Origin of the sequence: Nocardioides sp. NPDC051685 (genome assembly GCF_044453405.1) — a bacterium.
In the GTDB taxonomy this organism is placed as follows: domain Bacteria; phylum Actinomycetota; class Actinomycetes; order Propionibacteriales; family Nocardioidaceae; genus Nocardioides.
Genome location: NZ_JBITCR010000005.1, coordinates 41,475 through 64,176, shown reverse-complemented (window position 1 = coordinate 64,176; position 22,702 = coordinate 41,475). Strand labels below are relative to the sequence as shown.

19 protein-coding genes are annotated in these 22,702 nt (G+C 69.5%); 11 read left to right on the top strand and 8 right to left on the bottom strand.

Annotated features, from left to right (window positions below; translation table 11 throughout):
* Nucleotides 1-2: 2 nt before the first annotated feature.
* A complete protein-coding gene (locus tag ACIA03_RS15725) occupies nt 3-3,929 on the bottom strand; it encodes a GH92 family glycosyl hydrolase (RefSeq protein ID WP_396984016.1) in 3,927 nt (1,308 codons plus the stop codon).
* A gap of 237 nt (nt 3,930-4,166) precedes the next feature.
* On the opposite strand from ACIA03_RS15725, the gene ACIA03_RS15720 reads away from it, so the two are divergent.
* The 3 genes from ACIA03_RS15720 (at nt 4,167) to ACIA03_RS15710 (ending at nt 7,710) form a co-directional block, all read left to right on the top strand.
* Complete coding sequence (locus ACIA03_RS15720) at nt 4,167-5,219, top strand: LacI family DNA-binding transcriptional regulator (protein WP_396984014.1); 1,053 nt, start codon at nt 4,167-4,169, stop codon at nt 5,217-5,219.
* Nucleotides 5,220-5,330: 111 nt separating this feature from the next.
* Nucleotides 5,331-6,356, top strand: coding sequence for a hypothetical protein (locus ACIA03_RS15715; RefSeq protein ID WP_396984012.1), 1,026 nt, complete (start codon nt 5,331-5,333; stop codon nt 6,354-6,356).
* Nucleotides 6,357-6,426: 70 nt separating this feature from the next.
* Complete coding sequence (locus ACIA03_RS15710; RefSeq protein ID WP_396984010.1) at nt 6,427-7,710, top strand: pyridine nucleotide-disulfide oxidoreductase; 1,284 nt, start codon at nt 6,427-6,429, stop codon at nt 7,708-7,710.
* A 4-nt stretch (nt 7,711-7,714) separates the two neighbouring features.
* On the opposite strand, the gene ACIA03_RS15705 is transcribed toward ACIA03_RS15710, so the two are convergent.
* Together ACIA03_RS15705 and uvrA are read right to left on the bottom strand one after the other, a co-directional pair.
* Nucleotides 7,715-8,155 (bottom strand): Rieske (2Fe-2S) protein, encoded by a 441-nt coding sequence (locus ACIA03_RS15705; protein WP_396984008.1) that lies wholly within the window; start codon nt 8,153-8,155, stop codon nt 7,715-7,717.
* A gap of 74 nt (nt 8,156-8,229) precedes the next feature.
* The gene (gene uvrA, locus ACIA03_RS15700; protein WP_396984006.1) at nt 8,230-11,184 is read right to left on the bottom strand and encodes an excinuclease ABC subunit UvrA; all 2,955 of its coding nucleotides are present in this window, start codon (nt 11,182-11,184) and stop codon (nt 8,230-8,232) included.
* A 149-nt stretch (nt 11,185-11,333) separates the two neighbouring features.
* On the opposite strand from uvrA, the gene ACIA03_RS15695 reads away from it, so the two are divergent.
* Entirely contained in the window at nt 11,334-12,017 is a 684-nt protein-coding gene (locus ACIA03_RS15695; RefSeq protein WP_396984004.1) for an MBL fold metallo-hydrolase, read from the top strand.
* 24 nt (nt 12,018-12,041) lie between these two features.
* Here the strand turns inward: ACIA03_RS15695 and ACIA03_RS15690 are convergent, their stop codons facing one another.
* Nucleotides 12,042-12,518 carry a hypothetical protein gene (locus ACIA03_RS15690; protein WP_396984002.1) on the bottom strand — a complete coding sequence of 159 codons (477 nt, stop codon included), beginning with the start codon at nt 12,516-12,518 and terminating at the stop codon, nt 12,042-12,044.
* A gap of 115 nt (nt 12,519-12,633) precedes the next feature.
* Here ACIA03_RS15690 and ACIA03_RS15685 point away from each other — a divergent pair, with 115 nt between their 5' ends.
* Nucleotides 12,634-13,032, top strand: a complete 399-nt coding sequence (locus ACIA03_RS15685) for a hypothetical protein (protein ID WP_396984000.1) — start codon at nt 12,634-12,636, stop codon at nt 13,030-13,032.
* A 328-nt stretch (nt 13,033-13,360) separates the two neighbouring features.
* Nucleotides 13,361-13,681 (top strand): helix-turn-helix domain-containing protein, encoded by a 321-nt coding sequence (locus ACIA03_RS15680; protein WP_396983998.1) that lies wholly within the window; start codon nt 13,361-13,363, stop codon nt 13,679-13,681.
* Between the two features lie 3 nt (nt 13,682-13,684).
* Here the strand turns inward: ACIA03_RS15680 and ACIA03_RS15675 are convergent, their stop codons facing one another.
* Together ACIA03_RS15675 and ACIA03_RS15670 are read right to left on the bottom strand one after the other, a co-directional pair.
* Entirely contained in the window at nt 13,685-14,290 is a 606-nt protein-coding gene (locus ACIA03_RS15675; RefSeq protein WP_396983996.1) for a ClpP family protease, read from the bottom strand.
* On the bottom strand, nt 14,287-14,967 hold the full coding sequence (locus ACIA03_RS15670) for a ClpP family protease (RefSeq protein ID WP_396984899.1): 681 nt from the start codon (nt 14,965-14,967) through the stop codon (nt 14,287-14,289). Before ACIA03_RS15670 ends, ACIA03_RS15675 begins: the two co-directional genes overlap by 4 nt.
* A 47-nt stretch (nt 14,968-15,014) precedes the next feature.
* Between ACIA03_RS15670 and ACIA03_RS15665 the strand changes: the two genes are divergently transcribed.
* Entirely contained in the window at nt 15,015-15,965 is a 951-nt protein-coding gene (locus ACIA03_RS15665) for a D-2-hydroxyacid dehydrogenase family protein (RefSeq protein WP_396983993.1), read from the top strand.
* The gene (locus tag ACIA03_RS15660) at nt 15,958-16,680 is read left to right on the top strand and encodes a transporter substrate-binding domain-containing protein (protein ID WP_396983991.1); all 723 of its coding nucleotides are present in this window, start codon (nt 15,958-15,960) and stop codon (nt 16,678-16,680) included. Before ACIA03_RS15665 ends, ACIA03_RS15660 begins: the two co-directional genes overlap by 8 nt.
* A 12-nt stretch (nt 16,681-16,692) precedes the next feature.
* Here the strand turns inward: ACIA03_RS15660 and ACIA03_RS15655 are convergent, their stop codons facing one another.
* Nucleotides 16,693-17,463 (bottom strand): GNAT family N-acetyltransferase, encoded by a 771-nt coding sequence (locus ACIA03_RS15655; protein WP_396983989.1) that lies wholly within the window; start codon nt 17,461-17,463, stop codon nt 16,693-16,695.
* A 114-nt stretch (nt 17,464-17,577) separates the two neighbouring features.
* Here ACIA03_RS15655 and ACIA03_RS15650 point away from each other — a divergent pair, with 114 nt between their 5' ends.
* Genes ACIA03_RS15650 through map form a run of 3 tightly spaced genes read left to right on the top strand, consistent with a single transcriptional unit; the run spans nt 17,578 to nt 20,090 of the window.
* Complete coding sequence (locus tag ACIA03_RS15650; protein WP_396983987.1) at nt 17,578-18,021, top strand: YciI family protein; 444 nt, start codon at nt 17,578-17,580, stop codon at nt 18,019-18,021.
* The gene (locus ACIA03_RS15645) at nt 18,018-19,268 is read left to right on the top strand and encodes an RNA polymerase sigma factor (RefSeq protein WP_396983985.1); all 1,251 of its coding nucleotides are present in this window, start codon (nt 18,018-18,020) and stop codon (nt 19,266-19,268) included. Before ACIA03_RS15650 ends, ACIA03_RS15645 begins: the two co-directional genes overlap by 4 nt.
* A 48-nt stretch (nt 19,269-19,316) precedes the next feature.
* A complete protein-coding gene (map, locus tag ACIA03_RS15640; RefSeq protein ID WP_396984897.1) occupies nt 19,317-20,090 on the top strand; it encodes a type I methionyl aminopeptidase in 774 nt (257 codons plus the stop codon).
* Between the two features lie 60 nt (nt 20,091-20,150).
* Here the strand turns inward: map and ACIA03_RS15635 are convergent, their stop codons facing one another.
* Nucleotides 20,151-22,487, bottom strand: a complete 2,337-nt coding sequence (locus ACIA03_RS15635; RefSeq protein ID WP_396983983.1) for a M4 family metallopeptidase — start codon at nt 22,485-22,487, stop codon at nt 20,151-20,153.
* Nucleotides 22,488-22,702: the final 215 nt, after the last annotated feature.

Genomic DNA, 22,702 nt, shown 5'->3' with positions numbered 1-22,702 from the left:
GGTCAGCCGAGCAGCTCCACCTCCGAGAGCGTGATCGGCTCGCCGGAGGTCCCGGTGAACTCGATCCGGATCCGGCTGAACCTCGACGCCGACTCGAGCTTGAACGGGCGGGTGGCCTGCTGCCAGTCGAACCTTTCACCCGAGCGCCGGTCGAGGACCTTCCAGTCGGTGCCGTCGTTGGATCCCTTGACGACCCAGCCGCTCGGGGAGCGGCCGTCGGCGCCGTTGGTGAGGGTGTAGAAGGAGATCGGCACCTTGGACCCGGAGAACCGGTACTCCACCCAGCCGTCGCCGGCCACGGTCGTCTGCGTCCCGGAGTCGTTGTCGACCAGCGTCTCGCCGTCGCTGCCGCTGACCGAGACCGTGCCCTTGCCGGCTCCGGACCTGTCGGCGATCGGCGTCGCCGGCTCCGAGCCGGTGGTCAGCGACGGCGGGACGGCGCTCGGCGAGGTGCCCCAGCGCGAGGGCCGCGAGCCCATGTCGAACTCGATGGTGCCGCCGTCGGCGAGCTCCTTGTGGGAGACGTACGTCTTGTCCCAGGTCCTGCCGTCGATGGTGACGCCCTGGACGTAGATGTTCTCGGTGCTGTTCTTCGGCGCCTTGATCACCAGGTCCTTGCCGCCCTCGAGGTGGAGGGTTGCCTTGGTGAACAGCGGCGAGCCGAGCACGAGGTTCTCGCTGCCCATCTGGAGCGGGTAGAGGCCGAGAGAGGCGAAGAGATACCAGGCCGAGGTCTCACCGTTGTCCTCGTCGCCGGCATAGCCCTGCCCGATCTCCGAGCCGGTGTACATCCGGCGCAGGGTCTCGCGGACGACCTCCTGGGTCTTCCACGGCTGGCCGGTGTAGCTGTACATCCACGGGATGTGGTGGCTGACCTGGTTGGAGAAGCCCCACTGCCCCATGCGTACGTCCCGGGCCTCGCGCATCTCGTGGATGATGCCGCCGTAGGAGCCGGGGTGTTCGGCCGTCTCCGGCGTGGAGAAGAAGGTGTCCAGCTTCTTCGCGAGCTCGCCGCGACCGCCGTAGAGGTTGGCCAGGCCCTGGCCGTCCTGCGGGGTGTGGAAGGCGAAGTTCCAGCCGTTGGTCTCGGTGTAGTCGTGGTCGCTGCCCCACACCAGCGGGTTGTAGTCCGCGGGTGACTTCTTGAAGGTGCCGTCGGCGTTGCGGCCCTGGAAGAAGCCGACCTTCGTGTCGAAGGTGTTGACGTAGTTGCGCGCCCGGTTGAGGAAGTACTCCGACTCCTCCCGCAGCCGCTTCCGCTCGGCCGGCGAGATCCCGTCGCGCGCGGCGAGCTTCGCGGCCATGTTCCCGATGCCGTAGTCGTTGATGTAGCCCTCCAGCGCCCAGGAGACGCCCTCCCCCACGGTCGACGGCGTGTAGCCGAGGAACACCGACGTCTGCATGCCCTTGCGCCCGACGTTGGAGTTGGTCGCGGTGCCCGGCGGGCGGACGGTGGCGTTCTTCACGGCGGCCGCGTAGGCGACCTCGGCGTCGATGCCCTTGACCCCCTTGACGTACGCGTCGGCGAAGGAGACGTCCGAGCTGGTCCCGGTCATCAGGTTGGCATAGCCCGGCGAGGACCAGCGCGAGATCCAGCCGTTGTCCTTGTACTGCTGCACGAAGCCGTTGACCATCTCGGCCGCCTGGCTCGGCTCGAACAGGGAGTAGGCGGCCCAGGTGGTGCGGTAGGTGTCCCAGAAGCCGTTGTTCACATAGACCTTGCCGTCGACGACGTCCGCCCCGGTGTGGGTCGGCGTGGTGCCCGGCGGGTTGGCGTCGTCGGAGGTCGACTGCACGGCGTGCTTCCAGACCGGCTCGTCCGCGGTGCCGGTGTTCTCGTGGCCCGAGTTGGGGTAGAGGAACAGCCGGGCGAGGTTGGAGTAGACGGTGGTCTTCTGGTCCTTGGTCGCGCCCTGGATGTCGAGGACGTCGAGCTTGTCCTGCCACAGCGCCTTGGCCTTCTCCTTGACGGTCTCGAAGTCGGCGTCGGCGACCTCGAGCTCCAGGTTGCGCTTCGCCTGGTCGATGCCGATCAGGCTCGTGGCGATGCGCATCGTCACGGTCCGGTCCGCACCGGCGTCGAACTCGAGATGGCCCTGTACGTTCGGGCGCTCGCCGGTGGCGTACTTGCCGCCGCCGGTGACCGGCTGGTCGAAGGTCGCGTAGACGTACATCCGGGTGGCGCCGTTGGACAGGCCGCTGCGGGTGTCGGTGAAGCCCTGCAGGGTTCCCGCGGCCGGGTCGAGGCTCAGGCCGCCGTCGTTGTTGACGTTGTCGAAGACCAGGCTCGCATCGTCCCCGGGATAGGTGAACCGGAACACGGCCGCGTGGTCGGTCGGTGCGATCTCGGCGCTCTGGCCGTTGTCGAAGCCGACCTTGTAGTAGTAGGGCCGGGCGACCTCGTTGGCGTGCTCGAAGGTGAGCTCGCGCGCGTTGCGGCCCGGGTCCGGGACGCCCTCGGCCGCCGACGGCATCACCTGGAAGGTCTGCCGGTCACCCATCCACGGGCTGGTCTCGTGGCTCAGCGTCAGCGCCTGCAGGCTGGTCCGGTTCTGGGCGTCGTTGTCCTGGTGGTAGCGGTAGAACCACGACAGCGAGCCGGCGTTGGTCATCGGCGCCCAGAAGTTGAACCCGTGCGGGACCGCGGTGGCCGGGATGTTGTTGCCCCGCGAGAAGCTGCCGCTGGACTGGGTGCCACGGGTGGTGACGGCGTAGTCGACGCGGCTGGTGAGCTGCGGTTCCTCCGGGGAGGCGGTGATCGCGATGTCGTCGTACCAGCCACGGAACTTCGTCGGTCCGCTCGGCGCATCGACGGCTACCAGGATGCGGTCGATCGTCCTGCCCGCCGCGACCTCGCCGATGACGGAGGTCTTCTTGTTCCACTGGTTGGTGTAGAGCGACTTCGACTCACCCTGACCCTTCGGCGACAGTATGTAGCCCTGCGCGTCCAGCGCGCCCAGCTCGGAGAGCAGCGTGCCGTCGGTGAAGGCCAGGTCGACGGCGGTGTAGGTGCTCGGGTAGCTCAGGTCGCCCTCGATGAACTCAGGGAAGACCAGGTAGGACAGCTCGGTCTCCTTGCCGACCGGGATGTCGACGTCGAAGACGCGGTTGTAGGAATGACCCTTGTCGCCGGTGATCTTGCCCGCGTACTCGAAGGCGTGGGTTCCGGTGAAGCCGACCTTCGACTTCGCGGCGTACGCCGAGGCGGGGCCGTCGTCGGGATGGCTGGTCATGTTCTCCAGCGGCGGCGGGGGCTCGGAGCCGTCGGAGAGCTGCCACTCGGCGAGCTGGATGATGCCGCCGCTCTGGTTGGCGGAGATGTCGATGCGGTAGTGGGAGTAGGCCTGCGGCGAGGTGATCTCGAACTCGCGGGTCTGGAAGCGCTCCTCCCAGGACTGGCCGGTGCGGGTGTCGACGGTCGTCCAGCTCTGGCCGTCGGTGGAGCCCTGGATCACCCAGTCCTTCGGGTCACGCTCGGCGGCATCGTTGGCCGAGGTGAGGGCGTACCTGACGACGCTGATGGGCTGGTCGAGCTGGATCTGCACCCAGCCGGTGGTGTCGAAGGTGAGCCACTTGGTGTTGATGTCGCCGTCGACGAGCTCAGCCGCGCCCTCACCTGAGCCGGCGTTCTCCCCGCTGGCGGTCACTCCGGTGATGTGCCCGGAGATGTCGCCGGGGATGCCGAAGTGGTCGGGCCCGGTGACGCCGGCGGAGCGAGGCTCGCCGTTCTCATCGGTGTCGACGAGGTCCGCCCAGCTGGGCTGGGGGTCGTCCTCCTCGAAGGAGGTTGCCCAGTCTCCGCCTTCCGCGGCCCGCTGCGGGTCTGCGGTGTCGGACTTCGGAGCCGACGGCTCGGGGGCGTCCGGGTCGGCGAGCGCGGGTGCCGTGCCGCTCATCGTGACGATCAGGGTCGCCGTCGCGGCGATCATCGTGGCCAGGCGGGCCCGGCCTCTCGTTCTGTGTAGTGCGTCCCAACGGTGCATCGGTGTGATCTCCTTCACATGGGGGCCATCCCAGATGGAACCGTGAGATGACAACGTTGTCAACGAGGTTTGGGGAGGATTTACGCTTGGCACGCCCGGGACGTCGGATGTTCTTGGGGGTCACCGGGAAACTCGTGAGACATCGTTGTCGCGCTCGGTTCACCTTCTGTCTACGCTGAGCACGTGGCCTCACCCCCGTCCGACCAGACCCGCCAGCCGCGCCGCCCGACCATGAAGGACGTCGCGGCGTCGGCCGGGGTGAGCCTGAAGACCGTGTCGCGGGTGGTCAACGGCGAATCGAACGTCAACGACGAGCTGCGCTCGGCGGTGCTGGAGTCGATCGCCGAGCTCGGGTTCCGGCGCAACGCCAGTGCTCGTGACCTGCGGCAGGGACGGTCCGGCACCGTCGGGCTGCTGCTCGAGGACGTCGCCGACCCGTTCTACTCGATCCTGTCCCGCGCGGTCGAGGAGGTCGCCAGGGAGCACGGCACGATGGTCTTCGCCGGCTCCTCGGCCGAGGACCCGGACCGGGAGCGCGACCTCGCCCTCGCGTTCTGCGAGCGACGCGTCGACGGCCTGATCGTCGTGCCGGCCGGAGCCAGTCACTCCTATCTCCTCCCGGAGATGCGGGCCGGCATCCCGGTCGTCTTCGTCGACCGCCCGCCCGGCGACATCGAGGCCGACATGATCCTCACCGACAACCGCGGCGGCAGCCGGCGCGGGGTGGAGCATCTGCTCTCCCACGGTCATCGCCGCATCGGCTTCATCGGCGACGCGCCGGAGATCTACACCGCCGGCGAGCGCCTACGCGGCTATCGCGAGGCGCTGGAGTCCGCCCAGATCCCCTTCTCCGACGACCTCGTCACGCAAGCACGGCCGTCACCCGCGTCGACCGCCGCCGCACTGGACCTTCTTCTCGACGGACCGTCCCCGGCGACCGCACTGCTGTGCGGCAACAGCCGCACCACCGTCAGTGTGCTCCGCGAGCTCGCCCGGCGCTCGACGCGACTGGCGCTCGTCGGCTTCGACGACGTCGAGCTCGGCGACCTCCTCCAACCGGGGCTCACCGTCGTCGCCCAGGATCCCGGCGCGATGGGCGCGGCCGCCGCGCGGCTGCTCTTCCAGCGCATCGCCGGCGACAACGCCGGCCCGACCCAGACGGTCACCATCGGCACCAGGCTGATCCCCCGCGGCTCCGGTGAGCTGCGCCCGACGGAGAACCCGTCGACGGGCTGAATTGGCCTTGACGCCGAAAACTCGGCGCTCATAGGTTCTCGATGAACACCGACCCTTGCCCGGGTTGTCCGACGTTCGCGCTTGTCCTGGTCTCGATGAGGAGTGGCACCGATGAACATGGTCTCGGGAAGGCACCGGCTGCTGGTGGTCGTCGCCTTTGTCGCAACATTCGCAGGTTCCCTGATCCTGGTGGCGCCCGCCGCCGAAGCCGTCACGTTCGCGCCCCGGGTGATCACCGGGATCCCAGCGGCTCCCAAGGAAGGGGAGACGGTCTACCAGAAGGTGGTCAAGCTGGAGACCGTCACCGCCCAGGTGACCGCAGGCAGGACCGCCTACCTCTACTCCAGGCTGGATGCGTACGACTCCGCACACGTCAACCTGGTGGACAACGAGGTCATCTGCTCGGGCGCGGGCTCCGGCAGCGCCGTGATGGGCGAGAACATCGACCCTCCGACGGGGCGCGAGGACCGGCAGTCCATCTCGATCGTCACCCGGCTGCTGGTCGAGGCGACCACCAGCGGCACGATGACCTGCAGCATCTATCTGAGGACCATCTCGCTGACGTACAACGTGTCCTCGATGACGGTGGGTGGCGAGCTGAGGTTCGCCGGGACGGACATCAAGGAGGATGTGTCCGGCCAGCCGATCCAGGTCGCTCAACCGGCCGGGTCGCCGACGACACTGGAGGCCGGGAAGCCGCTCTACATCTCCACCCTGGACCGTACGCTGCCGACCGACTACACCGAGGTCGCTGTCATCGCCGACACGGAGTTCCAGTCGTGCTGGCCTGACGACGCGGACGGCGACGGTAACGCCGACTGCGGTTCCTCGGACACCTCGACGGCCCGGTTCACCCTGTATGTACGCCTGATGAACGGGAGCACCACCTGTGCGTCGGCCCCGGTAGCGCGGACCGATGTGACGGTGAACGACCAGACGCACCACAAGGCCATCCCGCTCTACACCAAGGTGAGCCGGGTGCCGGGGTGCGACCGGTTGTACGCCTACGTCAAGGCCGAGTATCTGTCCGGCCACACCGGCGGCATCCAGGGGACGGCGACCAACCTCACCGACGAGACGCCGCCCGACCCCAAGCACAGCTCGTGGATGACCCATGCCTTCGCGGTGCCCAGCTGAGATCCACAGTCTGGGTGAAATCGAGCCGCGTCGGCCTGGGTTTTAAAGTCTAGTGGTCTAGTATGGTTATGTGCCGTGTCGTGACCGCTATGGATACTCGCTGACCACCAGCGACGAGGCTGCCCTGGCCTACTCCCAGGGGCTGCTCGACGTGCTTCGTCTGCGCGACGGCGCGCTCGCATCGTTCGCGGCCTCGATCGTCCTCGACCCGACGTTCGCGCTCGGGCATGCCGCACTGGCGCTGCTCGGCCACGAGATGTGTGCTCCCGTCGATGTCGCCGCACGCCTTCAGCAGGCCCAGCTGCACGCCCGGCGCGCGACCGAGCGGGAGCGTAGCCACGTCCACGCAGTCGCGGCCCACGTCGGTGGCAACCCGCGGCCGCTGATCGACCACCTGGCGGCGTTCCCACGGGACGCGCTGCTGCTCTCGACCGCGGTGCCGACCATCGCCTTCGCCGGGGCCACCGAGGTGCCCGAGGAGGCGTGGGCGATCGTGGAGCGCGCGGCTCCCGCCTACGGTGACGACTGGTGGTTCGCGGGCCTGCTCGCCTTCGTACGCCAGGAGCAGCGCCGCTTCGACGACGCGATGTCGCTCTCCTGTGCCTCGCTGGCGGTGGAGCCCGGGGCCGGCCACTCCGCCCACGCCCGCGCACACGCGCACTACGAGACCGGCGACCACGAGGCCGGCCTCGCGTGGATGTCGTCGTGGGTGCTCGGCGACGGCGCCCAGATCGACTCGCTCTCCCACTTCTCCTGGCACGCCGCGCTCCACGAGCTCTCCTTGGGCGACCTGGAGGCCGTACGCCGCCGCTACGAGACCCAGCTCCAGCCCGGCCACGCGCTGGGCTGCCGGGCGCTTGTCGACTCCGGCTCGCTGCTGTTCCGCTGGGCGCTCACGCCGGGCGCACGGGACGTCCCCGACATCTCCGAGGTCGTACGCGTCACCGGCCGCGAGACGATGACCCGGCCCGCCACCCCGTTCCTGGCCATGCACACCGCGGTCACGCACCTGGCCACCGGCGATGCCGGCGCGCTCGACGAGCTGAGGTCGTGGGCCGCCGGGCACGCGCACCCGACCATGGCCACCGTCGTCTCTCCGCTCGCCGAGGCGCTGGGCCAGATGGCTCGCAACGAGAACTCGGCCGCCGCCGACCGGCTCGCCGTGCTCGCGCCGTCGATCCGCCGCTTGGGCGGTTCCGACGCACAACGGGAGATCATCGAGGAAGCCCGCATCGCCGCGCTGCTCCGCGCCGACCGCTGGGACGAGGCCCGGGTGCTGCTCGATGCCCGCCTCGGCCGTCGTCGCTCACCGCGCGACGAGCTGTGGCGCGCACAGGCACTCGCGCGGACCTGAGCCCTCAGCTGGGGACGATCTCGTCGCCGGTCACCTTGAAGGCGACCTCCTTGAGCGGCTTCTGGGCGGGACCCTGGGAGACCGAGCCGTCCTCGATCGAGAAGCGGCTGCCGTGACAGGGGCAGTCGATGGTGCCGTTGGCGACCTTCGCGACCGTGCAACCCTGATGGGTGCAGACTGCGGAGAAGACCTTGAAGGTGCCCTCGGTCGGCTGGGTGGCGACCAGGTTGCGATCGGCGACGATCACTCCCCCGCCGACCGGGACGTCGCTGGTCGCGACCAACGCGCCACCGCCGCCCGAGCCCGACCCGGCGTCGCCCGACCCGTCACCGGAGCTGTCCGTGCCGGTGTCGCCGCCGCCACAGGCGGTCAGAAGGGGCAGACCGACCGCGGTCACCGCGGTGCCGGTGACGACGTTGCGCCGGGTGATGCGAGATTCGCTCATGGCGCCCAGAATAGGCACGTCAACAAGGCAAGTAACTCGCCGAGCGTAAACTTCAGGCAAATCTCGATCTCGAGTCAGGACGCGCTGACCTTCTTCCGCATTGCCGGCTTCTTCTTGGCCGCGGTCTTCTTCGCCGGCTCCGCCTTCGCCTTCACCGGCTTGGCCGGCGGCTGCTCGGCGGCCCTGCCGTCGAGCAGCGTGGCGAGGAAGCCACCGGTGTGGCTGCCAGGGGTCGCAGCGACCGCCTCCGGGGTGCCTTCGGCGATCACGGTGCCACCGCGGTTGCCGCCCTCCGGACCCATGTCGATGATCCAGTCGGCGGTCTTGATGACGTCGAGGTTGTGCTCGATCACCAGCACCGTGTTGCCCTTGTCGACCAGTGAGGAGAGCACGCCGATGAGCTTGCGGATGTCCTCGAAGTGGAGACCGGTGGTGGGCTCGTCGAGGACGTAGAGCGTCTTGCCGGTCGAGCGCTTCTGCAGCTCGGCGGAGAGCTTGACGCGCTGCGCCTCACCGCCCGACAGGGTGGTCGCGGGCTGCCCCAGCCGCACGTAGCCCAGGCCGACCTCCACCAGGGTCTTCATGTGGCGCGCGATCGCGGGAACGGCGGCGAAGAACTCGACCGCCTCCTCGATCGGCATGTCGAGCACCTCGGCGATCGACTTGCCCTTGTAGTGCACCTCGAGCGTCTCACGGTTGTAACGCGCCCCGTGGCAGACCTCGCACGGGACGTAGACGTCGGGCAGGAAGTTCATCTCGATCTTGATCGTGCCGTCACCCGAGCAGGCCTCGCAGCGTCCACCCTTGACGTTGAACGAGAACCGGCCCTGCAGGTAGCCCCGCATCTTGGCCTCCGGGGTGGAGGCGAAGAGCTTGCGGATGTGGTCGAAGACGCCGGTGTAGGTGGCCGGGTTGGACCGCGGCGTACGCCCGATCGGGGACTGGTCGACGTGGATCACCTTGTCGACGTTGTCCAGGCCGGAGATCTTGGTGTGCCGGCCCGGAACCGTGCGGGCACGGTAGAACTCCTTGGCCAGGGCGGTGTAGAGGATGTCGTTGACGAGCGTCGACTTGCCCGAGCCGGAGACGCCGGTGACCGCGAGGAAGAGCCCCAGCGGGAAGGTGACGTCGATGTCCTTGAGGTTGTTCTCCCGGGCCCCGTGGACGGTCAGCTCGCGGCCGGCGGTGCGGGGGCGGCGTACGGCCGGGACGGCGATCTCGCGACGGCCGGCCAGGTACTGACCGGTCAGGGACTGCTCGTTGGCGAGCAGCTCCTTCACCGTGCCGGAGTGGATCACCTGGCCACCGTGCTCACCGGCACCGGGGCCGATGTCGACGACCCAGTCGGCGACCTTGATGGTGTCCTCGTCGTGCTCGACGACGATCAGGGTGTTGCCGAGCCGCTTGAGCCGCTCGAGGGTCTCGATCAGCCGGTGGTTGTCGCGCTGGTGGAGGCCGATGGAGGGCTCGTCCAGCACGTAGAGGACGCCGACCAGGCCGGACCCGATCTGGGTGGCCAGCCGGATCCGCTGGGCCTCGCCACCGGAGAGCGAACCCGAGGGCCGCTCCAGCGACAGGTAGTCCAGCCCCACGTCGAGGAGGAAGCGCAGCCGCGCCTGGATCTCCTTGAGAACCTGCTCGGCGATCTGCCGCTCGCGACCGGTGAGCTCGACCTGGTCGAGCCACTCGGCGGCCTCGTTGATCGGCAGCGCGCACAGCTCGGCGATGTTGAGACCGCCCTCGCTGCGCTCTCCCAGCGTCACCGAGGTCGAGACGGGCTTGAGCCGGGTGCCCCGGCAGGTCGGGCACGGCACCTGGCGCATGTAGCCCTCGAAGCGCTCCCTGGTGGTGTCGGACTCGGCCTCCTTGTGGCGCCGCTCGACCCAGCGGCGTACGCCCTCGAACTCGGCGTCGTAGGAACGGCGGCGGCCGTAGCGGTTGACCGAGACCACGTGCACCTTGCGTCCGTGACCGTCGAGGATCGCCTTCTGGCCGGCGGCCGGGATGTCGTCCCACGGGGTGTCCAGATCGAAGCCGAGCTCACCACCGAGCGCCTCCAGCAGACGCAGGAAGTATTCGGCGACGTGGGCCTGGGACCAGGGCTGCAGCGCGCCCTCGGCGAGGGTCGCGCCCGGGTTGGGGACGACCAGCTCGGGGTCGACCTCCATCCGGGTGCCGAGCCCGGTGCAGGCCGGGCATGCACCGAAGGGCGAGTTGAACGAGAACGACCGCGGCTCGAGCTCGTCGGTGTCGAGCAGGTGGTCGTTGGGGCACGACATCCGCTCGGAGAACTTCATCTGCTCGCCAGTGTCGACGAAGTCGAAGACGACCAGGCCGCCGGCCAGCTCCAGCGCGGTCTCGACCGAGTCGGTCAGCCGTCGCTTGGACGACTCCTTGACCTGGAGTCGGTCGATGACCACCTCGATGGTGTGCTTCTTCTGCTTCTCCAGCTTGGGCGGCGCGTCGAGCTGGTGGATCTCGCCGTCGACGCGCACCCGGGAGTAGCCCTGCTGCTGCAGCTGGCTGAAGAGCTCGACGTACTCCCCCTTGCGCGCCCGGATCACCGGGCTGAGCACCTGGAAGCGGCGCCCCTCCTCCAGGGTGAGCACGTGGTCGACGATCTGCTGCGGCGTCTGCCGCTCGATCGGCGCTCCGCAGGTCGGGCAGTGCGGACGGCCCGCGCGCGCGTAGAGCAGACGCAGGTAGTCGTAGACCTCGGTGATGGTGCCGACCGTCGAGCGCGGGTTCTTCGAGGTCGACTTCTGGTCGATCGACACCGCCGGGGAGAGCCCCTCGATGAAGTCGACGTCGGGCTTGTCCATCTGACCCAGGAACTGGCGGGCGTACGCCGACAGCGACTCGACATAGCGGCGCTGGCCCTCCGCGAAGATGGTGTCGAACGCGAGGCTCGACTTCCCGCTTCCGGACAGGCCGGTGAACACGATCATCGAGTCCCGAGGAAGGTCGAGGGAGACATCCTTCAGGTTGTGCTCCCGGGCTCCCCGGATGATCAGCTGCTGCTCCGCCACGTTCTTTCCTCGTCCAGTGCTATCGCATCGCGCTACCGCGTCGAACAGATGTTCGCATCATACGACGCTGGGAAGACTCCCAGACGGCACCCTCTCACGGAGCACCGACATTTTACTTCTGACCGTGTCCGACGTGCTTGCATAGGCGCATGAGCGATGCCCCTACCACTTATACAGGCGCGGTGAAACCGGGCGGCCCGGCCGACGTGCGTGAGCTCGGCGGACTGACCCTCACCAAGGTCGCCGTCGACGCGAAGATGTCCAACAACTGCTACCTGCTGCGCTGTCGATCCACCGGCGAGCAGCTGCTCATCGACGCCGCCGCCGAACCCGAGACCCTGCTCCCCCTCGTCGGCGAGAACCTGGCCACCGTCATCACCACCCACCAGCACTGGGACCACCACCGGGCCCTGGCGGACGTCACCGCCGCGACCGGCGCCACCGCTCTCGCAGGAGAGCCCGATGCCGACGCGATCACGGAGGCCACCGGCGTACCGGTCTCTCGCAGGCTCTCCCACGGCGACACCGTCACCGTCGGCGACTGCACCCTCGAAGTGATCGCACTGCGCGGACACACCCCCGGGTCGGTGGCACTCCTCTACCGCGACCCGGAGGGCACGCCTCACCTGTGGACCGGTGACAGCCTCTTCCCGGGCGGCGTCGGAAACACCCAGCAGGACCCCGTACGTTTCACCCGGCTGCTCGACGACGTCGAGGAGCGCATCTTCGCGACCCTCCCCGACGAGACCTGGTTCTACCCGGGCCACGGCGACGACTCCACCCTCGGCGCCGAGCGCCCTCATCTCGCCGAGTGGCGCGAGCGGGGATGGTGAGCGCTGCACCAGCCGGAGGGGTGGCTACGGCTCCGTGGTCGGGGTCGCGGTCTCGGTAGGTGTCGGGTCGGAGGTCGGATCAGTGGACGCGGTCGGATCGGTGGACGGCACCGGCTCGGACGTACCCGTGGGTTCGGAGGTGGGCGTCGGGCCGGCGCTCTCGGCAGGCTCGTCCGGCTCGCGGGTCGCCCTCGGTCCACCCGGTGACGCGGTCTCGGTCGGGCCGGGCTCCCGCGGGCCGTCCGTCTCCCCGTGACCAGCCGCCGGACCACCCTGACCGGTCGACGAGCCCGTGTCGGGCCTCTCGGAGAACCTGGCGGCAGGCAACGAGGGCAACGGATCCACGTCGGGATAGGCGTTGCCGACGTCCTCGTAGCCGGTCACCGGGTCCCGGTCGGGACCCTCGGCCTCGGCCAGACCGGCGAGAAGGACGATCACCCCGAGGCCGGTCATGACCGCGCCGGTCAGGATGCCTGCCACGGCGACCTGCTTGCTCTGCAACTCGACTCCCTGTAACCGCCCCGCGCCTGGTGTGGCGCACAGCGTAGGGCAGCCGGTCGCCGAGCGTTACCCACCCCGGGGCATCGGCGACAGGCGCGTGAATCAGTTGGTGGGCGTGTCCGAGGGGTCCGGCGACGTGGTGTCCGACTCGCTGGGCGACTCACTGGGGTCGCTGGGCGACTCGCTGGGGTCGCTGGGGCTCTCGCTCGGCGACTGGCTGGGCTCGCTCGGCGACTCACCGGGGTCGCTCGGCGACTCGGTCGGCCTGCTCGTCGGCCGCGGCTCCGACGGCACCTGCGTGGGCCGCGCCGGGACCGGGGAGGTCGAGCCCTCGTCTGCCGACTCCTCGACCGAGCGCGGGCTCGCCGGGACCGATTCGGCGACCTCAGGAGCCTCGCTCCCGGGACTCTGGCTGGACGGTTCGCTCTTCGACGGCTTGGAGGACGACTTCTCCAGCGGTGCCACCGGCGAGACCGGCGAGATCAGGCTGACTCCCGATTCGTCCGTGGCATAGCTCTGGCCGGGCTCGTCCGCCCCGGCGTTGCCGACGATCAGGCCGCCGATCCCAATGCTTGTCATGGCCAGTCCAGTTGCCATTCCGGCCAAGGCGATCTGCTTGCGATGCAACACGATTCCCCCGTGATACCAACGACTCGACAAGTTCTCTGGTCGTGCACAGTAGACCTACAAAGATCGAAACTGTGCGACCACTATCGGGGTGTCGCGGCTCCCTGGCAAGTCCCTGTCATCTATCGTTCGACCGATATAACCCCTGGTAGGGGGCGTGTTCGCCCGGCGCGAACGGCCCACTCGGGCTTCGCGCGCAGCGCTAGGGTGTTGCCATGGGCGAAGTGATCAGGTTTCCCGGCCATCCGTTGCCGGGCGAGGACAAGCCGGCGCCGCTGTGGCGTGAGGCCGCAGGCCAGGTGATCCGCGAGGAGCGGTCCCGACAGGAGCGCACGCTGGCCGATGTCGCCGGCGATGCCGGTGTCTCGACGCAGTATCTCTCCGAGATCGAGCGCGGCCGCAAGGAGCCCAGCTCCGAGGTGCTCGAGGCCGTCGGGGGTGCGCTGGGCCTCGGCCTCGTCGACCTGACCGAGCGGGTCACCCGCACGCTCCGCGCGGGCACCCGCCACACCGGCCCGATGGCTCTCGCCGCCTGATCCTCAGACCGAGGTGAGCTTGCGGCTCTCCAGCACAGCGTCCGCCAGCCCGTACGCCACCGCCTCCTCGGCCCCGAGGACGAGGTCGCGCTCGGTGTCGGCGTGGATCTCCTCGGCACTCCGCCCGGTGTGTCGCCCCAGCAGCGTGTCCATCTCGGCCCGCAGCCGGCCGATCTCCTTCGCCGCGACCTGCAGGTCGGTGACATCGCCCCGCTGACCGTCCTGGCCCGGCTGCTGCAGCACGACCCGCGCGTGCGGGAGGACCGTACGCCGCCCCGGGTCCCCCGCGGCCAGCAGCACCGCGGCCGAACCCGCCGCCTGGCCCACGCAGGTGGTCGCGACCGGAGACCGCAGGAACTGCATCGTGTCGTAGATGCCGAACATCGCGGTCGGGTCGCCACCCGGCGAGTTGAGATAGAGCTCGATCTGCGTGTCCGGCGCGTCCGACTCCAGGTGGATGAGCTGCGCGATCACCACATTGGCGACACCGTCGTCGATCGGCGTACCGAGATAGACGATCCGGTCGGAGAGCAGACGGCTGTAGACATCGAGGGCCCGCTCACCGCGCGGGGTCTTCTCGACGACCGAGGGGATCGTGTACGAGCTCATCGAGCACCCCCGGCGGCAAGGCCGAAGGCGGCGCTGCGCTGCTGGACCGGCGTCACCGACTGCACGTCGTTGAGCACCTCGTCGACGAAGCCGTAGTCGCGGGCCTCCTCGGCGGTGAACCACCGGTCGCGCAGCGAGTCCTGGTCGATCTGCTCGACGCTCTGGCCGGTGTGGGCGGCGGTGATCTCGAGCATCTGCTGGGTCATCCGCGCCAGCCGCGCGGCCTGCACCTCGATGTCCGCCGCCGACCCACCGATCCCGGCCGACCCCTTGTGCAGCAGCACCTCGGTGTGGGGCAGCACGTAGCGCTTCCCCGGAGTGCCCGCGGTGAGCAGGAACTGCCCCATGCTGGCCGCCATCCCCATGCCGAGCGTGGAGACGTCGTTGGGGATCAGGTGCATCACGTCGTAGATCGCCATCCCGGCGGTCACCGAGCCGCCGGGCGAGTTGATGTAGAGGGAGATGTCGCGGTGCGGGTCCTCGGCGGAGAGGAGCAGGAGCTGCGCGCAGATCCGGTTGGCGATCGCGTCGTCGACCTCCTGGCCGAGCACGATGATCCGTTGGTTCTGCAGCCGCGCGGTCAGCTGCTCGTCGAGCGGCCCGGCGCTGATGGGTGTCTGGGTCATGTCTTCGACTCTGAAGGACTCCCCCGCCACGTACCAGCGAATCCGCCGCAGGCAGATCTGCCCACAGCAGAACGCCGGCGACCCGATAGGTTGCGATCGTGCGCTGCGTGATTCTCGACGACTACCAGGACGTGGCCAAGAGGTACGCCGCGTGGGACTCGCTCGACGGTCTCGAGGTCACGTCGCTGACCGAGCACCTCGGGCCGGACGCCCTGGTCCGGGCGCTCGACGGGGCCGAGATCGTGGTGGCGATGCGGGAGCGTACGCCGTTCTCGGCCGTCCTCCTGGAGCGGCTGCCGGCGCTGAAGCTGCTGGTCACGACCGGGATGCGCAACGCCTCGATCGACCTCGCGGCAGCGGCCCGGCTGGGGATCACGGTGTGCGGCACCCCGTCGAGCCCGCATCCTCCGGTGGAGCTGACCTGGGCGCTCATCCATGCGCTGACCCGGCACATCGTCCTCGAGGCGACCGGCCACGGCTGGCAGCGCACCGTCGGCGGCGACCTCCACGGCCGCACGCTCGGCCTCCTCGGGCTCGGCAAGATCGGCACCCGGGTCGCCGCCGTGGGCCAGGCGTTCGGGATGGACGTGATCGCCTGGAGCCCGCACCTCACCACGGAGCGCGCCGAGCCGCTCGGGGTGCGGGCCGTCGAGAAGCACACGCTCTTCGAGACCAGCGACATCGTCTCGCTCCACCTCGTCCTCGCCGAGACCACCCGCCACATCGTCGGCGACGGCGAGCTCGCCCGGATGAAGCCGACGGCCCACCTGGTCAACACCTCGCGCGCCGGCCTGGTCAACACCAAGGCGCTGGTCGCCCACCTCGGCTCCGGCACGATCGCCGGCGCCGGTCTGGATGTCTTCGACGTCGAGCCGCTCCCCTCCGACGATGTGCTGCGGCATCTTCCGAACGTGGTCGCGACCCCGCACCTCGGCTACGTCACCGAGGGCAACTACCGCCGCTTCTACGGTGGCGCCGTCGAGGACATCGCGGCCTGGCTGGCCGGCGACCCGATCCGCACCCTCCTGCCGAAGGACCGCGATGCCTGACCCGAACCGCGACGCCGCCGCCGACCTGGCGCCCACCGGGACCCTGCGCGCCTCGATCAACCTCGGCAACCCGGTCCTCGCCCAGGGCACCGCCGAGGCACCGAGCGGGGTCACCGTGGACATCGCGCGGGAGCTGGCGAGCCGGCTCGGCGTACCGGTCTCGTTCCTGTGCTTCGACGCCGCCCGCAAGTCTTTCGAGGCGCTGCGGACCGGGTCGGCCGACGTCGCCTTTCTCGCGGTCGAGCCGGCCCGGGCGGCCGAGGTCGAGTTCACCGCGCCGTACGTCCTCATCGAGGGCGTGTACGCGGTGGCCGCCGGCTCCCCGATCCGGACCGCTGACGACGTGGACCGTGCCGGCGTCCGGGTCGGGGTGAAGGAGGGCTCGGCCTACGACCTCTTCCTGACCCGCACCCTGGAGCACGCCGAGGTCGTCCGCGGCACCGACGGGATCGACGCCTTTCGCGACCTCGGGCTCGACGTCGCGGCGGGCATCCGGCAGCCCCTCACCCGCCACGTCACCGCCGACCCGGGCCTGCGGCTGGTCGAGCCCCGCTTCATGCAGATCCGCCAGGCCGTGGCGATCGCACGTCACCACCGCCCCGCGACCGCGAGCTTCGTGCACGAGCTGGTCGAGGACCTGAAGGCGAACGGTCGGATCGCCGAGTCGCTGGCCCGGTCGGGCCAGGACGCGTCGGTCCCTCCGCCGGAGTGCTGACGAGGTCGACGGTCAGCTCGGGCGGCGGACGTAGGGCGTGGTGGTGCCGACCTTCACCAGGCCGGAGCGTTCGAGGATCGGCCGGGAGAACTCGGTCGAGTCGCTGTGGATGTAGCGCTTGCCGAGCGCGATGGCGGTGCGGGCGCGGGCGGCGGTCAGGGCACGGTAGATGCCGCGGCCGCGCCACTCCTCCAGCGTCGCGCCACCCCAGATGCCGGCGAACTCCGTGTCCGGGACCGGGTCGATCCGGCCGGCGCTGACGATCTCGCCGTCCGCCTCGGCGACCCACATCTCGCACTCCCCCGCCGCGATCCGACGCACCATCTGGTCCAACCGCCCCTCGGAGGTCGGTGACCCGAAGACGCCGTCCTGCATGACGCCGGCGGCGCGTACGTCCTCCGCGCTCGTGATCGCGCGCAGCCGGATGTCCTCGGGCAGCGGGACGTCCACCGCGAGCAGGTGGGCCTCACCGATCATGATCGACTCGGGGTCCTCGGGCTCGAAACCGTGCCGGACCAGGGTCTCGTGCAGCCCTGGAGCGACATCGTGGCCGCGGGTCTTCCACTCGACCTCCTCGATCGCCGGGTCGGCGTCGAAGTGCGCCGCCGCGGCGGCGACCAGCGCCTCGATCCCATCCTCGTCGGCGCCGCCCAGGTCGCGGTAGGAGATGAAGCCGCGACCCCCGTCGAAGGTGATCAGGCGCAGCGGCCCGTGGCGGGTGACCGTCACCGCCCCGGGAGTCTCGGCATCGGTTCGCAACTGCTCGTCATAGGCCTTCAGCACGGCGAGAAACCTACGCCGAAAATATTCGCCGAAGCATGTAGTTATCCGTCGGCCGGCTCCGTTCCCCTCGTGAATGGCGCTCACAAGGAGCGCCCGAAGTGGAAGGGTGAGGACATGCCTCGCTACCTGATGATCCTCGACTACCAAGGCGGCACCGACGAGACTCCCGGTGGGATGGCCGGCTGGAAGCAGGAGGAGGTGCAGGGCCACATGAGCTACTACGAAGCGCTCAACAAGGCCCTGACCGAGTCCGGCGAGCTGGTGCACGTCGAGGCGCTGACGCCTCCCGACCAGGCGTTCGTGGTGACCTCGGACGGCATCGACAAGACCGTCACCGATGGGCCGTTCCAGGAGTTCAAGGAGTGGGTCGCCGGCTACATGATCATCGACGCCGAGACCGAGGAACGCGCCCTGGAGATCGCCGGGCTCTACTCCGCAGCCCCCGGCCCCGGCGGGCGAGCGATCGAGCAGCCGATCCAGGTGCGCCGGATGTACCACGGTTCCGACAACTCGTCGCTCGACGACACCATCGCCTTCGGTGAGGCGAGCATCGAGTGACCGAGGCGATTCCGCATGACCTGCTGCGTGACCTCACGCCGCAGGTCGTCGCCGTCGTCACCCGGCGCTGCGGCGACTTCTACGCGGCCGAGGACGCCGTGCAGGAGGCGCTGGTCGAGGCCGTACGCAGCTGGCCGGAACGAGGCGTTCCGGACCAGCCCCGCGGCTGGCTGATCACGACGGCGATGCACCGGCTCGTCGACGCCAAGCGCAGCGAGTCGCGACGTCGGGAGCGCGAACGGGCCGACCATCTCGCCGAGCCCGAGAGGCAGGAGACGTCGGCGGTCGACGACTCCCTGGACGTACTCCTGCTGTGCTGCCATCCCAGCCTCACCCCGGCCTCGGCGGTGGCCCTGACCCTGCGGGCGGTCGGCGGGCTCACCACCCGGGAGATCGCGCACGCCTACCTCGTCCCGGAGAAGACGATGGCGCAGCGGATCTCCCGGGCGAAGGCGACGATCAAAGGGCGATCGCTCGGGATCGACGGGACCGCGGACCTCGCCGCGCGGATCCCGGCGATGCTGAAGGTGCTCTACCTGCTCTTCAACGAGGGGTACGTCGCGACCGAGGGCGACCACCTGCAGCGGGTCGACCTGTGCGCCGAGGCGATCCGCCTGACCCGGCTGGCCCGCACCGCGCTCGCCCGTGTGACGGGGACCGGCCACGGCGAGCTCGGTGGGCTGCTGGCGCTGATGCTGCTGCTGGACGCCCGCAGGCCCGCCCGGGTCGATGCCCACGGCGCGGTGGTGCCGCTGGCCGACCAGGACCGGAGCCGGTGGCGGCCCGAGGCCACCCGCGAGGGGGTCGCGCTGGTGGATGCGGTCATCGGCAGCGGCCGCCCCGGCACCTACCAGATCCAGGCGGCGATCGCCGCGCTCCACAATCGCGCACCGTCCGCGGAGGAGACCGACTGGCTGCAGATCACCGCGCTCTACGGGCTCCTGGAGAAGGTCGCCCCCGGGCCGATCGTGACGCTCAACAAGGTTGTCGCGGTCGGGTACGCCGACGGCCCGGGCCCCGCGCTCGCGCTGCTCGACGAGCTCCTGCGCGGTTGCGCCGAGAACGGGTCCGGCGGCTTCGTCGACCATCCGCGGGTGCCCGCCGTGCGCGCTCATCTGCTGGAGCTCGCCGGCGACCTGGACGGCGCTGCCGCTGCGTACGATCTGGCCTCGGTGCGGGCAACGAACCTCGCCGAGCGCCGTTTCCTGACATCGAAGGCGGCCGCGCTGCGCGACGCTCGCTGCTGACGCACTGCTGAGTTCTACTGAGAACCGTTCTCAGGATACGCTGTGCCTGTGATCGAACTGCGCACGCCGACCCAGATCGAGCAGATGAAGCCCGCCGGCCGATTCGTGGCCGATGTCCTGACCGCACTCCGCGAGCACGCCGCGGTGGGTGTGAACCTGCTCGAGCTCGACGAGCTGGCGCACAAGATGATCAAGGACCGCGGCGCGGAGTCGTGCTACATCGACTACCACCCGAGCTTCGGCGCGATGCCGTTCGGCAAGGTGCTGTGCACCTCGGTCAACGACGGCGTGCTGCACGGCCTCCCCTACGACTACAAGCTGGCCGACGGCGACCTGCTCAGCGTCGACTTCGCCGCCAGCGTCGACGGCTGGGTCTCCGACTCGGCCCTCTCCGTCGTCGTCGGCACGCCCCGCCAGGAGGACCTCGACCTGATCGAGACCACCACCGAGGCGCTCGCCGCGGGCATCGACGCCGCCCGCGTCGGCAACAAGGTCGGCGACATCTCCCACGCGATCGCCAGCGTCGCGCGCGCGAAGGGCCTCAAGATCAACACCCAGTTCGGCGGCCACGGCGTCGGCCGCACGATGCACGGCGACCCGCACATCGCCAACGACGGTCGCCCCGGCCGCGGCTTCAAGCTGCAGCCCGGCCTCGTCATCGCGATCGAGCCGTGGTTCCTGCACACCACCGACGAGATCTTCACCGACCCCGACGGCTGGACCCTGCGCAGCGCCGACGGCTCCCGCGGTGCCCACATGGAGCACACCGTCGCGATCACCGAGGACGGGCCTCTCATCCTCACCGCGCGCGACAGCGACTGACGTACGAAGCACGGCGCCCCCGCTCCCACGACGGGAGCAGGGGCGCCGTGCTTTTCTCGCCTACGACAGGTTCACCGCCGTGTCATCGATCAGGAAGCTCGTCGCGAGTGAGGAGTCCTCCGTACCGGTGAAGGTGAGGGTGACCGTCGAACCAGCCTGGCCGCTGAGGCTGACCGACTTCTGGACGTAGCCAGAACCCTTGTTCAGGTTGGAGTAGGTCGCCAGGGTGGTCGACCCGGCCTTGACCGTCAGCTTGTCGTACGCCGAGGTCGTGGTCGTCTCATCGGAGTCGACGTAGAGCCAGAACGTCAGCGTGGCCGCACACCCCGACGGGATGGTGACCGACTGCGACAGCGTGTCGGTGTGGGTGCTGCCGTAGCCGTTCAGCCAGGCCTTGTACGAACCCGAGTGCGCCGGGGCGCTGGTCGAGCTGTCGATCACGCCCGAGGAGGCGGTCCAGCCGGTCGCGCCGGACTCGAAGCCCGGGTTGGTCAGCTTCTGGCCCGAGCAGGTGCCGCCACCGGTGCCGGAGATCGTGAAGGTGAACTGCGTCGAGCCGCTCGCACCGGTGGAGTCCGTCGCGGTGACCGTCGGCGTGTAGGTGCCGGCCGTGGTCGGCGTACCCGAGACGGTGCCCGACGAGGAGATCGAGACGCCGGCCGGCAGGCCGGTGGCCGTGAAGGTGTAGGGCGAGGTGCCGCCGGAGGCCGAGACCGCGAAGGACGAGATCGCGGTGCCGACCGTGCCCGTCTTGGAGCCCGGCGAGGTCACCGTGACCGAGCCGGTGCCGCCACCGGGCGTGCAGGTCGGGTCCCCGGTCTGGGCCGGGACCGAGACGGCGTTCCAGGCGGCCTTGACCGCGTTGAACTCGGTGCAGGTCGAGGTGCCGTACAGGTTCTTGGCCGCGGTGAGCGTCCAGGTGCGGTACTTCAGGTACGACGACGACGAGGTCTTCAGCAGCATGGCGTTGTACATGATCTTCATCGCCTTCTGGATCCCGACACCGGTGACGGTGGACGAGTTGCAGGTCGGCGAGGTCGGCTGGCCGTTGGTCGGGTTGGACCCCTCGGCGAGCAGGTAGAACCAGTGGTTGCCCGGTCCGGCCGCGGCGTGGACCTCGTCGTTCGGCGTCGAGGACGAGTAGCAGTTGTCGTCACCGACGAGCGAGGGGTTGTACATGTTGCGGATCGGCCCGGCGCCCACCAGGTCGACCTCCTCACCGACGGTGTAGTCGGGGGTGTCGTTGGCGGTCTGGTTGTCGTACCACTCGGTCGCCGCACCGAAGGTGTCCGCGACGAACTCCTGGGTGTTGCCACCCGAGATCCCGCCGGGGGTGTGGTCGTCGATGCCATGGCCGAACTCGTGCGCGACGACGTCGAGCGATCCGATCCAGCGTGACCCGGACTGCGAGTGGCCGATCTGCACCTGGGTGCCGTCGTAGTAGGCGTTCACGTCGGCCAGACCGACCCGGATCGGGACCCAGCCACCCGAGCCGTCCATGCCCGAGCGACCCAGCCACGAGGTGAGCATGCCCTTCTCCTGCTGCGCACCGTAGAACGCGTCGACACAACCGGTCTCCCGGTTGGTCGGGTCGCCGTTGCCCCAGGAGTCGTCGGTGCCCGTGTAGGTCACGTTGCCGGAGGAATTCTGGCACTTGAGCGTCGTGGCGGAGGGGTCGATCAGCGAGTAGGTGGAGCCGGAGAGCTGCGTTGAGATCGACACGGTCCCGGAGTAGCCCGAGCTGCCGGTGCCCTCCACGACGTGCTCCTTGGTGGAGAGCACCTTGCCGGTGGCGGCGTCGACGAAGACCGAGAGCCGCGAGGGCGCGCCCTCACGGGTGCCGGTCACGATCGTCTCGTACGCCAGGTCCGACCCGGCCTCGCCCTGGACGATGACCAGCTCGGTGGACTCGACGGCCGGCCTGGTCACCTTGCCCTTGGCGATCTTCTCTGCCCTCGCCTCGGTGATCGAGGGCTTCGTGGTGGACACCTTGACCGGCGCCTCCTGGGCGACCGAGGTCCCCAGCAGGTTGCCCTCGGCGTCGGCGGCGACGACGAAGTCACCGCCGACGACACGCAGACCCTGGTGGGTGCGGTCGTAGGAGACGTACTGCAGTCCGGAGGACTGGTACGTCCCGAGCCTGACTGCCTCGTCCTTGGCGCCGAGCTTCAGCGCCGCCGGGTCGGCGGCGACGAAGGCCGCGGCCGACCTCTCCGCCTTGCTCCTGGCCTGCTTGCCGCTGACGACCGTGCGGCCGCCGTCGGTCTCCTGCGAGGTCACGGTGCCCTTGCCGGGCTTGGGGTCGGTGGCCGCCTGCACGCCTGTGGGCATGCTGATGGCGGCCGCCGCCGCGATGAGGGCCATGGTCAGGCCCTGCGCTACGCGTCTGTTGTTCACGCAGACTCTCCTTGAGCCGGCCCCGCCGAAGCGGAGCAGCCGATGTTGACTCATGGGACAGTGGCGATCGGGCGCGGAGCCGGTCAATCAGGTTAATGCTTCATAACCATGCAGTGCATCGAGTCGCATTTACGACAACATATGGATACCCATGGGTACATATCGGATGCGTCAGTTTTCGCACGAGAGGCCGGAGGCGTTCGCCTGCCACGGCG

What these genes read in the sequence shown, in the direction of transcription:
- ACIA03_RS15725 (WP_396984016.1), bottom strand. Translation starts at nt 3,929, where the DNA reads ATGATCGCCGCGACGGCGACCCTGATCGTCACGATGAGCGGCACGGCA.
- ACIA03_RS15715 (WP_396984012.1), top strand. Translation starts at nt 5,331, where the DNA reads ATGAACATGGTCTCGGGAAGGCACCGGCTGCTGGTGGTCGTCGCCTTT.
- ACIA03_RS15705 (WP_396984008.1), bottom strand. Translation starts at nt 8,155, where the DNA reads ATGAGCGAATCTCGCATCACCCGGCGCAACGTCGTCACCGGCACCGCG.
- ACIA03_RS15695 (WP_396984004.1), top strand. Translation starts at nt 11,334, where the DNA reads ATGAGCGATGCCCCTACCACTTATACAGGCGCGGTGAAACCGGGCGGC.
- ACIA03_RS15680 (WP_396983998.1), top strand. Translation starts at nt 13,361, where the DNA reads ATGGGCGAAGTGATCAGGTTTCCCGGCCATCCGTTGCCGGGCGAGGAC.
- ACIA03_RS15675 (WP_396983996.1), bottom strand. Translation starts at nt 14,290, where the DNA reads ATGAGCTCGTACACGATCCCCTCGGTCGTCGAGAAGACCCCGCGCGGT.
- ACIA03_RS15660 (WP_396983991.1), top strand. Translation starts at nt 15,958, where the DNA reads ATGCCTGACCCGAACCGCGACGCCGCCGCCGACCTGGCGCCCACCGGG.
- ACIA03_RS15650 (WP_396983987.1), top strand. Translation starts at nt 17,578, where the DNA reads ATGCCTCGCTACCTGATGATCCTCGACTACCAAGGCGGCACCGACGAG.